The organism is Micromonospora sp. NPDC050200 (assembly GCF_040656135.1).
GTDB lineage: Bacteria > Actinomycetota > Actinomycetes > Mycobacteriales > Micromonosporaceae > Micromonospora.
In genome coordinates, this window is sequence record NZ_JBFALG010000100.1 from 1 (window position 1) to 13,522 (window position 13,522).

General features: G+C 68.1%; 10 protein-coding genes and 3 pseudogenes. 10 read left to right on the forward strand and 3 right to left on the reverse strand.

Annotated elements, in window-relative coordinates; genetic code table 11:
* The first annotated feature begins 294 nt into the window (after positions 1-294).
* The 5 genes and pseudogenes from AB0I41_RS33030 to AB0I41_RS33050 form a co-directional block, all read left to right on the forward strand.
* Positions 295-804 carry an SMI1/KNR4 family protein gene (locus tag AB0I41_RS33030; protein ID WP_357114891.1) on the forward strand — a complete coding sequence of 170 codons (510 nt, stop codon included), beginning with the start codon at positions 295-297 and terminating at the stop codon, positions 802-804.
* A 122-nt stretch (positions 805-926) separates the two neighbouring features.
* Positions 927-2,297: an ISNCY family transposase gene (locus AB0I41_RS33035; protein ID WP_357114909.1), complete on the forward strand. Its 1,371-nt coding sequence runs from the start codon at positions 927-929 to the stop codon at positions 2,295-2,297.
* Positions 2,298-2,775: 478 nt separating this feature from the next.
* A complete protein-coding gene (locus tag AB0I41_RS33040) occupies positions 2,776-3,510 on the forward strand; it encodes a DUF998 domain-containing protein (protein WP_357114893.1) in 735 nt (244 codons plus the stop codon).
* Positions 3,511-3,747: 237 nt separating this feature from the next.
* Positions 3,748-4,344, forward strand: a complete 597-nt coding sequence (locus AB0I41_RS33045; protein ID WP_357114895.1) for a hypothetical protein — start codon at positions 3,748-3,750, stop codon at positions 4,342-4,344.
* 257 nt (positions 4,345-4,601) lie between these two features.
* A pseudogene (locus AB0I41_RS33050) lies at positions 4,602-4,895 on the forward strand (transposase); the annotation flags it as partial.
* A gap of 326 nt (positions 4,896-5,221) precedes the next feature.
* Here the strand turns inward: AB0I41_RS33050 and AB0I41_RS33055 are convergent.
* Complete coding sequence (locus tag AB0I41_RS33055) at positions 5,222-6,838, reverse strand: carboxylesterase family protein (protein WP_357114897.1); 1,617 nt, start codon at positions 6,836-6,838, stop codon at positions 5,222-5,224.
* Between the two features lie 339 nt (positions 6,839-7,177).
* Here AB0I41_RS33055 and AB0I41_RS33060 point away from each other — a divergent pair.
* The 5 genes and pseudogenes from AB0I41_RS33060 to istB form a co-directional block, all read left to right on the forward strand.
* Positions 7,178-7,564 (forward strand): annotated as a pseudogene (locus tag AB0I41_RS33060) (type VI secretion protein); the annotation flags it as partial.
* A gap of 209 nt (positions 7,565-7,773) precedes the next feature.
* Positions 7,774-8,097, forward strand: coding sequence for a replication-relaxation family protein (locus AB0I41_RS33065; RefSeq protein WP_357114899.1), 324 nt, complete (start codon positions 7,774-7,776; stop codon positions 8,095-8,097).
* A gap of 135 nt (positions 8,098-8,232) precedes the next feature.
* Positions 8,233-9,687: pseudogene (gene istA, locus AB0I41_RS33070) on the forward strand (IS21 family transposase); the annotation flags it as partial.
* A gap of 194 nt (positions 9,688-9,881) precedes the next feature.
* On the forward strand, positions 9,882-10,085 hold the full coding sequence (locus AB0I41_RS33075) for a hypothetical protein (RefSeq protein ID WP_357114901.1): 204 nt from the start codon (positions 9,882-9,884) through the stop codon (positions 10,083-10,085).
* Positions 10,082-10,858, forward strand: a complete 777-nt coding sequence (gene istB / locus AB0I41_RS33080) for an IS21-like element helper ATPase IstB (protein ID WP_357114903.1) — start codon at positions 10,082-10,084, stop codon at positions 10,856-10,858. Before AB0I41_RS33075 ends, istB begins: the two co-directional genes overlap by 4 nt.
* Before the next feature lie 4 nt (positions 10,859-10,862).
* Here the strand turns inward: istB and AB0I41_RS33085 are convergent, their stop codons facing one another.
* Together AB0I41_RS33085 and AB0I41_RS33090 are read right to left on the reverse strand one after the other, a co-directional pair.
* Entirely contained in the window at positions 10,863-11,483 is a 621-nt protein-coding gene (locus AB0I41_RS33085; protein ID WP_357114905.1) for a hypothetical protein, read from the reverse strand.
* A 388-nt stretch (positions 11,484-11,871) separates the two neighbouring features.
* Positions 11,872-12,660 (reverse strand): VanZ family protein, encoded by a 789-nt coding sequence (locus AB0I41_RS33090; RefSeq protein ID WP_357114907.1) that lies wholly within the window; start codon positions 12,658-12,660, stop codon positions 11,872-11,874.
* Between the last annotated feature and the right edge of the window lie 862 nt (positions 12,661-13,522).

Sequence of the window (13,522 nt, forward strand, 5' to 3'; positions counted from 1 at the left end):
CTTCACGATCAGCCAAGGTCAACAACGCACGCACGGCGGAACATCCTGTCCCACCGAACCAGCAAGATCAAATGCTACGACCGGCTGAACCTGCCCATGACTTGGTGCTGGCCGGGAGTACGGGCAGGACAACCAGTGACTCTGTGTAGAGGGTAATCAGCGTCGCTGTCGGTCGGCGGGTGCACGGATCTGCCGATGAGCGCGCACCTGATCTTGGATGGGGGTTCTGAGCCGCGTGGTCGCAGCGGACGTGCCGAGTGAGGCGGCAGGCGTCCGTCTACGTACAATTCGACTGTGATCGAGGAAGATCGAGCACTTCCGGTAGCGCTGGAAGAGGCACACGCGTGCCGGTTCTTTGAAGATCATGACGGCCATGACTTCCAGCCAGACGACGAGTTCGCGTGGTCTGGTGAGATCGCCGAGTGGTGGCGGTACTGGACCGGCGATCCGGCCGCCGGTGTCCCGCCGTTTCGCGTGTTCGGACGGGACGGGTCGGGCGGGCTGGCTGCCTTCTGGATCCGTGACGCGGGCGCCGCGGTCGAAACCCAGCCCGTCGTGTTCCTCGGCTCCGAGGGCGAGCTGAAGGTCATCGCCCGAGATCTCGGCGATTACCTTTGGCTGCTCGCGAACGGCGTTGGGCCGCTGGAGATCGTCGACGACATCCACCGGGTTCCCGCGCCGATCCCCGAACTCGTCGCCATTGCTCGGCGGTACACCGGCGGAGCGCCCCGGTCTGTTGAAACACTGATCGCCGCCGCAGACGCCGAGCTGCCCGCATTGGCATTGCTAGCTACTTCGACCTGAAAAAGTAGATCGACGAGGCTGGTTGCGCGCTGCGTGCCCGGCCTTGTCGTCGTTGATCAGGGTGAAGGGTTGGTGCGGCGCAGGGAGATTCGGTGCTTCGTACGCGCAACGTGCAGCCGTCGTTGTGGGAGTCGGTGCTGCCGGAGGTGTGCCTGCGGCTGCCGACTGAGCTGGAACGCGTGGATGCGTGGCTGGACGACGAGCGGTTCTTCGCCCCGTTCGTGCCGCACTTCTCGGCGCGGATGGGCCGGCCGAGCGTGCCGATGGAGACGTACCTGCGGTTGATGTTCCTCAAGCACCGCTACCGGCTCGGGTACGAGTCGCTGTGCGCGGAGGTGTCCGACTCGATCTCGTGGCGACGGTTCTGCCGTATCGACATCGACGCCCGGCTGCCGCACCCGACTACGCTGATGAAGATCGCCACCCGGTGTGGGGAACAGGCGATCGCCGAGCTCAACGAGCAACTGCTCGCCACAGCGGTAGAGGCGAGGGTGGTGAAGACGGGAAAAGTCCGCGCCGACACCACCGTGGTGTCGGCGAACGTTGACTACCCCACCGACACCGGGCTGCTCGCCCGGGCGGTCGGGCGGATGTCCCGCCTCGCGTGCCGGATCAGGGCGGTCGGCGCCGCGCCGCGAACGGCGTTTCGCGACCGCACCCGCGCCGCCGGGCGGCGCGTCCGCTCGATCGCGGCGCACCTGCGGCTGCGTGGCGCGCAGGCCCGCGAGGAAGGCCAGGCAACCGTCGCGCGGATCACCGCAGAGCTGGCCGGCCTGGCACAACGCAGCGCCGTGGAGGCGCGGGTGGTGCTGCGCAACGCCCGCCGTGGCCTGGCCCGGATGACCGGCCGTGCCAGGGGCCGGCTACGGCGCGCCATCGACGAACTGGCGGTCATCATCGACCGCACCGACCGGGTGATCGCCCAGGCGCGGATCCGGCTGGCCGGCGGTAAGCCCGACTCGGCGACCCGTCTGGTCAGCCTGCACGACCCGGACGCCCGCCCGATCGCCAAGGGCCGGCTCGGCAAACCCGTCGAGTTCGGCTACAAGGCCCAGGTCGTCGACAACATCGACGGCATCGTGCTCGACCACACGGTGGAGCAGGGCAATCCTCCCGACGCGCCGCAACTGGCCCCGGCGGTCGCACGGATCACCCGTCGCACCGGCCAACCGCCGGGCGCTGTGGCCGCGGACCGCGGCTACGGCGAGGCCGGCGTCGAGACCGACCTGCGCGACGCCGGTGTGAAATCCGTGGCGATTCCCCGCAAAGGCAAACCGGGCACCGCCCGGCAAGCCCACGAGCGACAACCAGGCTTCCGCCGCTTGGTCAAATGGCGCACCGGCTGCGAAGGGCGTATCAGCCACCTCAAACACCGCTACGACTGGGACCGCACCCGCCTCGACGGCCTCTCCGGTGCCAGAATCTGGTGCGGATACGGCGTACTGGCCCACAACCTCACCAAAATCACCGCCCTCGCCGCCGCCAACGCCTGAAACACAAGCCCAGCAAGCAGTCCACGCCACCGCGACCGCCACCATCGCGTGACCAACCGCGCTCGAACCCACTTCTTCAGGTCGAAGTAGCTAGGGGCGGGTCGCGAAGCGACCCCGTGGCGCCGCGGCGCGCCGCGTCAGCGGCGCTCTTGAACCCGTACAGAAATTCATCACACGGCACGTGACCTGCGCGTGTCGCACACCGCTTGAACCCGCCCAGGTTGGTTCCACTTGATGCGTGACATTCCACCGAGTGCTGATGGAGTGCTGATGATTTGTCCATCGAGTCCACTGCCGATCATCGGTGTCGGACTGCTTCAGTAGCTCCCTACGGGCCGAGAGTGCCCGCGGCTGGTGCCATGCTCGCCTCGCTGATCACGAGCGCGGAACATTTCTCCAAGACAGCACGGCGGTGCGCTGGCGATGCTGCCCTGGCAAAGAGTCGGGAGCCCGGCTCAAGAGGCGAAGGAGGTAATCCGTGAGCACCAAATCGGGCCACGGCGTGATTCACGCGCCGGTGGTCGAGAGGCAGCCGCTGGCGGTCCGTTTCCTGCTTGCGGCGGGCCTCGTCGGTCCGCTCATCTTCTTCGTCGTCGTCCTTGTCGAGGGGGCGACTCGACCTGGATACCACGCCTGGCACCACCCGATGAGCAATCTGGCCCTTGGCCCGCAAGGGTGGGTGATGACCATCGCCTTGATGGTCCGTGGAGCGGGGCTGTTGTGCTTCGCGGTCGGGCTGCGGCGGGTCCTCAACTCGGGCAGGGGTGCGACTTGGGGGCCTATCTTGATCGCCGTCGTGGGTGTCGCCTTGATCAGCGAGGCCTTCTTTCCTACCGATCCTAGTCTCGGCTATCCGCCGGGTGCCGCGGCGACGTCGACGCTGCCCGGGTTCCTGCATTCTCTCTTGGCCGGCGTCTTCGCAACCCCGCCGATGGTCGCAGCATGCATTGTGCTGACCCGCCGCTTCGTGCAGGCTCCTGGAGGCCGCCCTTGGGTGCTTTATTCGATCGTCACGATCATCCTGGTGGTCGTGTTCCAGGTCCTGGGAGCCGTGGCCTACGCGTCGACCGACCCGGGCTCGCCGTACGGCTTCATTCAGCGGCTGGGGTTCCTTACCGAGCTGGGCTGGGTCGCTGTCCTCGCCGTGCGACTCCTCGTCGGTCCCGCCTTTGAGTCGGCACCGCGCCTAGTAGTTGAATCTTCCACCAGGTAGGCACTACGCCACGCTTCGCGCCTTTGCCCGATGCGCGGATCTGCCGCGATCCGGGCGTCACCGTACGTGACAGGCGCGCGGCGGCGCTCGACGCGCGGTCATGCCGAAAGTAGTGCGCTCGAACCAGTCGGTGAACCCGGAAACCACGCGCATCGAGCCGTCGGTCCGCGTCATAGGTTCTGCCATGATCGTGAGGTGGCTATGGGGAGCCAGGCTCCGACGCTTCGCGTCTGGCGCGTGACGAAGTACAACCCGGCTGATCGGGATGAGCGGGGCCATTACATCGGCCGCGAAGACACCGACAGCGACTACGGTCCGGTCGAGGCCGCCTATCTGGACACGGTGGCGGCCTTCGCCGAGGACACAGGCGTGGACGTCCTACAGATCAGGGAGCCGTCGGTCCCCATCGTCACGGGCATCGGATCGGACATCCACGAACGCTTCGGTGGGCTCGTCGAGCTGTTCGGCGCCGACCTGGACGGCTACCACGACGGCGCTCCTCTTCAGCTGGATCATGCCGTGGAGCTGGTGCGGTTGATGCTGCGTGCCGACGGCGTATGGTGCCGGCTGGAAGCGGGGGACGACTTCTTCGTTCACGCCGGCTGGGACCAGTACGTCTATGTCGGCAGCAGCGCTGGCGCGAGCACGAGCAGCGGCAGCGGTGCCGCCCACACGGCAACCGCAACCGGTCGAAGCCCTGAACCCGGGCGATACAGCCAGCCAGAGATCACGGCAACTGCCACACATGCGGCGACCTGCCCGACCACCACACCGCTCACGACACGCCCAGATAGGACATCAGCGTTCCCGTCCGGTAAGGATAGTCCCGGATAGTACCGGCGGCTGTCGATGCCGGCCGCGTCAGCCGAGCGCCCGGTGCCAATTACGGTAGCTTGTTCATTAATCTCCGCGCCCGTGCGCCGGGCTGGTCCTGTGTGGACTCGGCGTGTCGTGGAGACGTAAGCCCGGCCACCGCCTGATGATCCTTCGCGTTCCCTGCAAGGACACGAAGAACAGAACAGGCGGTGGCCGTGGCCACGATTCTGGACTACCTGGGTAGCGCCGTGTTGCCCGACACGCCCACACCGGACATGCCGGCGGTCCGGTCGGCCGAGGATCCAGCAGCGAGGTTGGCCGGGTTTCGTCGGGACTTCTACCGGTGCCTGCCGCGTCGGGCGGACGCGTTGTTCGAGCTCACCGACGCGCTGCTGTGCTCGGGCGGGCCGGTGACCAGCCTGGTCGACCTGTCGTTGGCCGCCGAACACCGTGGTCACGGCGCCCTGTACGACGCTCTGGGCGCCGGCGGGATCGATGTCGCCCGGCTGCGGGTGACCCTCGCCGGGCTGGCGCTGCCCCGCGCCACCGACGGGCGGATCATGCTAGCCCGTGTCCTGCGGTTTCTCCCCCGTCCAACTCGTTGATCGGCTGGTGTGGTCGTTTCTTGCTCGCCGATCGCCGACGTCATCGAGTTCCTCGGATGGCCAGCACGGCCCTGAGTTCCGGGTGCGACGGTCGGGCCGCGACGTGGCCCGTCGGTCTCCATGCCACCGGCAGCGGGCCTCATCGAGGCGTGTTGCTTCCATGGCGCCGTCGACCAACGAGCCGTACACCGGCCCCGCCGGACGGTAGGGTCACTGTGGCTCCGCGCTGGTCGTCCGGACGTCCAGCAGCTCAGCGCATGGGGCAGTCGACACCGAATGACAACTCCTGATCACCCTACGCTGGCCCACACCTCGCGCTCGGCACGGTCGGGGTCGTTGACGACGGTGATCCCCTCGTCGATCAGCGCGGTGGACCGGTTGGCCAGGTTGTATCGGCGCCAGCCCGGGGCGCCGTCGGCAACGAAGTTGACCCAGGCGTCGTGGGCAGTTTTGGCGACGACCTGTGACGGTTGCTTGCCGATAAGGGCGTGGATGGATTCCTCGTCGAGGACGTCGAACACGTACGGGATCTCCACCCCGTGGGCGGCACCGAGCCGGCCGCAGAAGCTCGGCGACTCGTGGTCGAAGCGGTACATCCAGGTGTTGGAACTGCCGGCCTCGAGGCGCGCCTCGGCAACCCGGATCGCCGGAATCCGAATGAAGCAGTCGGTGGTCACCGCGGCGAGCAGTTCTCCTCTGGTCGCTGCCGGCCGGGCTGCCCGGTAGAGCTCGACCGTCCCCTCGGGCGCGCCAAGGGCGCCCACGAGTGCGGAGAGGGTGGCCTCGTCGACCCTGTCGATCCTGTCCATCATGCCGTTGGGGACGAGGCCGATCCGGACGTCGTCCCGGTTCCACCCGGCCAGGAGCCGCACGCCGCTGCTGGCGCCCCTTCTCAACGCGTCGAGCGGGTGGTCGGGGAGGGTGTCGCCGTCAACGACTGGGGCGAAGGGAAGGCCTGCCCACTTGCTCGGATCCGGGACGGTCGTGCCTTCCTCGACGAGGTCGGACGCCGCCCGCGCGAGCCGTCCGGCTGGTATCTCGCTGAAGGCTCCGCGGGTCGGGGCAACTCCGAGCGAATCAGCCAGCCTCGACGTGACGCCTGCGGCGGCCTGGGCCGTGAGTGTCTGGGCGGCCGCCCCGCTTTGGGTGATTGCCTGGCGGAACAGGCCGCGTGCGCGGGGCATGGCCATGAGGGTGGCGATGCTCATGGCTCCGGCGGACTGACCGGCGACGGTCACCTTCCCCGGGTCGCCGCCGAAGGCGGCGATGTTGTCCTGGACCCACTCGAGTGCGGCGATCTGGTCCAGCAACCCCAGGTTGGCGGTGCCGTCATCGAGGTAGAGAAAGCCCTCCGCGCCGAGCCGGTAGTTGATGGTGACGCACACGACCCCATCGCGGGCGAAGGAGGTCCCGCGATAAGGGGGCGCGGATCCGGACCCCTTCCTGAACTCCCCGCCGTGAATCCAGACCAGTACCGGCAAGCCGGATCCCCGGGGATCGGGGGTCCACACGTTGAGGTTGAGGCATTCCTCGCCGGAGATCACGACCTCCGGGAACAGCGCTGCGCTCTCCGGATCGGGGATGTATTTCGGGCAGGTCGGCCCGTACTTGGTAGCGTTGCGCACGCCCTTCCACTGCACGGGCGGCCTTGGCGGCCGCATGCGGCGCGCCCCGAAAGGCGGGGCGGCATACGGGATCCCGAGGAACGCTGCCACTCCCCGGTCCCTCCGGCCCCGCAGCCAACCACTCGCCACCTGAACCTTCAGCGCGCTGCCCACGGTCGCCGAATCGACCAGCCCAGCGGCGGACGCGACCGGCGCGAGGCCCGGCAGTCCCCCGCCGGCGACAGTGCCGAATCCGGCAGCCAACGACGAGAGCAGGAAGGTACGACGCTGCATCGGTGTCATTCCTGGTCACTCCTCATCAGTCCAATCGATTCACCAGTGGAAGGCAGGACCGGGGCCAGCGCCCGGACCTTCGAATGTGACAGCTGCCTCGTCATCGCATCTCCTGTCGCTCGGAGTTCCGCGGCCTCCGCAACTTGCGGTCTTGCCGGACACGAGGTCGAGCATCACAAGCTCAGGGCAAGGGTGTCTTGGACAAATGTTCCGCTTTGTGGTCAGCATCTAGACTGGTCATGTGCTGTCGACCGGGACACCACCAGACTGGGCGAGCGTGGACATCGCCGTTCCACGCCCGTCGCGTCGGCTGCCGGGGATCAGCATGGCCGGGTTCCGCGCACCTCCCGACTCGGACTCGTGCTGGCACACCAGGACCTCGCCCAACTGCCCCACGACGTGGCGGCGGCGGTGTCGACCAACGCGCGCAGCAAGGTGTTCTTCACCGTCGACCCGGCCGACGCGCGGGACCTGTCGAGGCACACCAAACCCGAGGTGGACGAGCACGACCTCGCCCACCTCGACGTCTACACCGCCGCCGCCCGGCTGCTGGTCGGCAACCGGGAACTGCCCGCATTCACCTTCACCACCAACCCACCCGTGCCGGTCGTGGGTGAGGCGACCGCGATCCGGCAGGAATGCGCCGCCGCCCACAACCGCACGGACGGTGAGCCGCCGATGCAGCAGCTCGCCCGTTCGACGATGCGCCGGCGGATGAACTCCCGTGACCGGTGATCATCAGGGCTGCTCGTTCGGGGGCTCGGTTGGGTGCGGCATTGGGGGCTCGTTTGGGGGTGTCTGCGACACGAGGCCCCAGACGAGCCTCCCCGACCCGGCCTGTCAGGTGCCTGGCCTGCTCAAACCCGCCTGACGGCACCACCGGAATCAAGATCAACCTATCCAGACTCCCTACGGGACTCTCTCTCCACCGGGGTGAACCACCTATGCCGCAATCACGTACTACCAGCCTGCTGGCCATCTATCCGCACATCACCAACCGGGACCGCCGGCTGCTTCAGCTCCTCGACGACCATCAGGTCCTCACCACCGACCAGATCCACCGCATGCTCTTCCACGCCCGCCGAACCTGCCAGATCCGGCTCGGTGAGCTGGCCACCCTGGGCCTGCTCGACCGGTTCCGATTCGCCCGCGACGGCGGCGGCAGCCACCCGTGGCACTGGACGCTGGGCCACCACGGGCACCGGTTCCAAGCCGCCGCCCACCACCGGCCCGAATTCCCCACCTGTAGCGGTCTGACGCTCACGTAATTCCCCACCCGGTCGCTCACGTAATTCCCCAGCTCATGGGGCGTGTGGGTCGGGTGGGTGGTCCTCGCGGTCAGGAAGAGTCCTCCCTCGTTCGGGTGACGGGTGGGGGAGCCGATGGCGAGGAGAACGTTCGACGTGGTCGATGTGACTGAGATCTTCATCCACTGGTACGCGGGCCGCTCGATCAGCGAGGTGGCCGCGTCGCTGGGGGTGGACCGCAAGACGATCCGTAAGTATCTGGCCCCGGCGGTGGCGGCGGGGCTCGCGCCGGGCGGGCCGGCGATGAGCCAGCAGGACTGGGCGGCGCTGGTGATGCGCTGGTTCCCGCAGCTGGCGGACACCCGGTTGCGGCAGGTGACCTGGCCGGAGATCACCCGGCATCACGAGTACATCGTCGAGATGCTCAAGGCTGGGGTGACGCAGGCGACGATCCACCAGCGGCTGCGTGACGAGCACGGCCTGACCGCGTCGGTGGCGTCGTTGAAGCGGTACGTGGCGGCGAACCTGCCCGAGGAGGTGCGCCGCGACCGGGTCGTGGTGCTGCGCGACGAGGCGGACACCCCGCCGGGTGAGGAAGCCCAGATCGACTACGGGCATCTGGGCCACTGGGTTGATCCGGCGACCGGGAAGCGGCGGCGGGTGTGGGCGTTCGCGATGGTCCTGGCGAACTCGCGGCACATGTTCGTGCGGCCGGTGCTGGTGATGGATCAGCGGGCCTGGACCGAGGCGCACGTCGAGGCGTTCGCGTTCTTCGGCGGCACGCCGCGGCGCCTCGTCCCGGACAACCTGCGCACGGGCGTGGACAAGCCTGATCTCTATGACCCGAAGATCAACCGCTCCTACGGGGAGCTGGCCGAACACTACGGGGTACTGGTCGACCCGGCCCGGCGCGGCAAGCCACGGGACAAGGCCCGCATCGAGCGGCCGATGCCCTACATTCGGGACAGCTTCTGGCGTGGGCGGCAGTTCACGTCCTTGGCCGAGATGCAGGCCGCCGCGGTGGCCTGGTGCGTCGAGGTGGCCGGCCGGCGGGCGTGTCGGCCGCTGTCCGGCGCGGCCCCGGGGGCGGTGTTCACCGCGGTCGAAGCCGAAGCGCTGCAACCGTTGCCGGCCAAGCCGTTCGTCCTGGCGACGTGGTCGACGGCCATGGTGGGGCCGGACATCCACGCCAAGGTCGGTAAGACGATCTACTCGGTGCCGTGGCGGTTCATCGGCCAACGCGTCGACGCCCGCGAGACCCCGATGGTCGTCCAGATCTTCCACCAGGGGCAGTTGATCGCCACGCACGGGCGCAAACCGTCCGGGAAGCGGACCGACTTCGGGCACTACCCGCCGGAGAAGATCGCGTTCCGGATGCGCACCCCGACCTGGTGCCGCACCCGCGCCCACGAGATCGGCCCCGCCTGCCGGCAGGTCATCGACGGCATGCTGGAAGTCAACGCCCTGTTCCGGCTCCGCGCCGCCCAGGGAGTTCTCGGCCTGGCCGACAAGCACGGCGCCGGCCGGCTGGAGGCCGCCTGCGCCAAAGCGATCGCGGTGGGTGACCCCTCCTACCGCACCATCAAGGGCATCCTGGTCGCCGGCGCGGAAACCGACCCGCCACCACCATCGGCCGGCGACGGCGGCGCCGCGGCCCACCTGCACGGCCCTTCGCAGCTGTTCGCGAACGTCATCCCCCTGTCCAGCACGAGCAGCACGCCCGAGGCGGACCCGGCCACCACGAACGCCGATCGTGACGGTGATGGTGACGACGAGCAGCCAAGCGCCAGGACGGCGGCGCTGGCATGACCAACGACACCAGCACATCGCAGTCGGCCTACCCGCTGCCCGAACCCGGCCACGCCGACCCCCGACTCACCTACGGCCTGCTCTTCGACATCGCCGACGCGTTGCAGCGCAACGGTTTCCCCCGCCCGGTCGGCACCGACTGGGCCAACCTGATGACCGCTCTCGGCCACTTCCTATACCAGCCCAAGGAGATCTCGTGACCATCGTCGACACCGCCCTGCACGACAGCCTGCGCACCCTGAAGCTGTCCGGCATGCTGCACACCCTCGACGCCCGCCTCGCCCAAGCCCAAGCCGGAGAACTCGGCCACCTGGAGTTCCTGCAGGTCCTCTGCCACGACGAGACCACCCGCCGCGACGCCATGAGCATCCAGCGCCGGCTGCGCCGCGCCCGCTTCGAGCAGACCACCACCCTGGAAGAGTTCGACTTCCACGCCAGCCCCAAACTCCCCGCCGCGCAGATCCGCGACCTGGCCGCCCTACGCTGGCTGCAAGCCGGCGAGTCGGTCATCCTGCACGGACCCGTCGGCGTCGGGAAAACCCACATCGCACAAGCCCTCGGCCACCTCGCCGTCCGCCGCGGCGCCGACGTCCGCTTCACCAAAACCAGCCGCGCCCTGGCCGACCTCGCCGGCGGCCACGCCGACCGCACCTGGCCCCGCCGCCTCGCCGAACTCACCCGACCCGCACTGCTCATCCTCGACGACTTCGCCATGCGCGAGCTAACCGCCCAACAAGCCGACGACCTCTACGAACTGATCTCCGAACGCGCCCAAGCCGGCCGGTCGCTGATCGCCACCTCGAACCGGTCACCAGCCGACTGGTACCCACTGTTCCCGAACCCCGTCGTCGCCGAGTCCCTGCTCGACCGGCTCATCAACACCAGCCACCAGGTCTTCATGAACGGCCCCAGCTACCGGCCCAACAAGCGGCCAGGGCGAGCCGGCTCGACAACCACGGCAGGCACCAAGTAGAACATCAACCGAGGGCCACACCCTGGGGAATTACGTGAGCCCAGCCCCGGGGAATTACGTGAGCGACGACACGGCCGAGCAGCGCCAGCTTGGCGTGCAGGATCGGTGGCATCGACCCGTTGTTGCCCGCGCCCTTGCGGAAGCCGATCGTCCGCACGGTGGGGATCACCGAGTCCTCGTGCGGCAGCGACCACCCGGGCCCAACGACCGGCGGCTTGCCGTCGACCAGGGAAGTCAGCTCCTCCATCTGAGGGAAGTAGCAAACCGGAATACCGGGCGTGCGGGCGTTGAGGTCGTCCAGGCGGCGCAGCTTGTATGGCAGGTCCGGCGGCTGCACACTCCTGTCCCGGGACTGCTTGCTGACCACCACGCAGGCCGCCTCCAGTGCGGCAAGCTCGTCGAGCAACTCCGGGTCGTCCATCCACATCGCGCAGCCCAGCAGCGTCGCCCCGGGTCCGTGGTACTGCTCCCATCGCTGCTGCCGGCGCTCCCGGAAGTCCCGAATCCCCTGCACCAAGCCCGCCAGCACGTCCCGGCCAAAGAAGGCCTGATTGCCAGCCGGGCCGATGTCGAGCACCCGGTCATACCACTGCCTGAACGCCGGCCGCGCCTCCCCGTCCACCATCCCGGCAGGTTAACCAAGAAGGGACGACGTTCTGACAGTGGTTGGCCGCCCATCCGGTATGCGCTCATCAAGCGGCCCCGTAGCGGCTGCGCTAACGCTGCCGCTAACCCCAACCGCCACGATCACAGTCAGGCAGTGCGCGTGCCATAACGATCATCAAGAAAACGACAGATCGATGAGAAAAATCCACCGACAGAACATTGAGAAACGGTCGCCCAAGCCCAGGTCAACGAGCTGTGGGCCGACATTTCAAACGAGAACCTACACTGATCGCCTGTAGGTTCTCATTCCTGATGGCGGATTCTCATGATCTTGGCGGCCGCATTGGCGGATCCGCCATGATCATGAGATTCAAATAGCGCCGACGTGTGCACAGAGGACACGCGACTCAGCCTGCCACCGCCGGCGCGGGGCGAGACTGGTCCGACGGCACCTCCGCCGCAGTGCGCCACCAGCGGCGCGACGCCAGCGCGGCCAGCACGGCGCCGGCGGCGTTGACCAGTACGTCATCCACCGAGGACACCCGGTCCAGTCGCAGCACGTACTGTGCGATTTCGACCAGGACCGAGCAGCCTGCCCCGAGCGCCAGGATCCGCGGCACGGACGCCAGCGCCGCGAAACGCATCGGGGCGAAGAACCCCAGCGCCGCGAAGATCAGCAGGTTGCCGCCGATCCCGACCGGCCCCATCGTGACCAGGTCCCGCAGCGGGACCAGGCTTACCCGGCCGGGGACGATGCCGGCCCCCGGTCCCGGCATCAGGGTCATCCATACGAGCGGCACCGTCCCGTAGACCATGCCCACCTCGGCCAGCGACATCCGCCACGCCGATGTGACGCCGGCGGCACGCCGAAAGCGCGCCAGAGCCCACACCACCAGCGCGGCCAACGGCAGCGCGACCAGCATCATGAGCACCACACCGTTGAACGTGTCGAAGCAGCCGTGCCACCGCCCGGCCATGCACCTCGGAGCGGACATCATGAGCGGCCGCCGCACGGCGAACGCCGCGCTCGCCAGGCCGAGGATCGCCAGGCTGACGAGCACGATCCTGCGCGTGCGGCGGGGCGGTGCTGACAGGGATGCGCTGTGGTTCATGCCCCCATTAAAGTCGGAGGGCCGTTGCGGTGGCGTATGCAATTTTGGATACGTCCGCGACACCCACAACGTGTGACTCGCCACGCCAACGCTCCACCTGGACCGCCGCACACGTGGGCCTCCCGGACAGCGACTGCCGCAGGATCCTAGCCGTAGTCCTGTCCGGTGCGGTGGCGATACCCGCGTTGCCCAACACGGCGATGCCTGCCCAGCCGGGTGGGCACAACCGTGACCCGGCAGCGACGAACACCCGCATGCCGCTCGCCGGGAAGATGGTCGCCGCGCCAGCCAGGCTCACCCAGAGATGTTGGACACGATCCAGCAGGCTCATCAATGCATCGTCGCTGGCCTGTCCGCCCGTGGCTACCGACGTTGACCCGCGGTCGTCAAGGTGCTTCGCCGCGCCTTTGCCTCATGCAGCCGGCTTCCCGGTTGCTTCCCCCGCTGGCAGTGGTGGTCGTGCTGCCCGCGCCAGGTGACGGTTCGCGGCACAGGCGCACATCAAGAAAGCGGCACGTCCGTGAGAAGCGCCGGCCGCCAACACGTGAGAGCCAGGCCGGAAGCCGCAGGCCAGGCCAGGCCAGCAGCAACGCCAACTCGAACGCGAACCTACATGAGGATTGTAGGTTCTCAACCTCGATGACGCCTTCTCAAGATCGTGTCGCCGTTGATGTCGCTTGCGACATGGATGTGAGAACGATCGGTATCCCTACGCAGGACGTGGGGGACCCGGTGGCGTAGCAGACGCCACAACTGCGTGGCATCCCGTCGGCAACGGCGACGGTCAGCCCTCTACGGTGAACAGGCCGGCGTAGCGGTTCAGGTAGAGCGGCCATCCTTCGTCGTGGGCGACGCCGTCGCGGACGGATTCCCAGCCGGGGCCGTGCCGGTCGAGGTGGCGATGTTCCAGCTCCACCCGCGTGCGCTGCGGGGTTTCGGCGACGAA

Bases quoted from the DNA above. Each gene is read 5' to 3' on its own strand.
- AB0I41_RS33055 (WP_357114897.1), bottom strand. From the start codon at position 6,838: ATGACACCGATGCAGCGTCGTACCTTCCTGCTCTCGTCGTTGGCTGCC.
- AB0I41_RS33065 (WP_357114899.1), top strand. From the start codon at position 7,774: ATGCCGCAATCACGTACTACCAGCCTGCTGGCCATCTATCCGCACATC.
- AB0I41_RS33075 (WP_357114901.1), top strand. From the start codon at position 9,882: ATGACCAACGACACCAGCACATCGCAGTCGGCCTACCCGCTGCCCGAA.
- AB0I41_RS33085 (WP_357114905.1), bottom strand. From the start codon at position 11,483: ATGGTGGACGGGGAGGCGCGGCCGGCGTTCAGGCAGTGGTATGACCGG.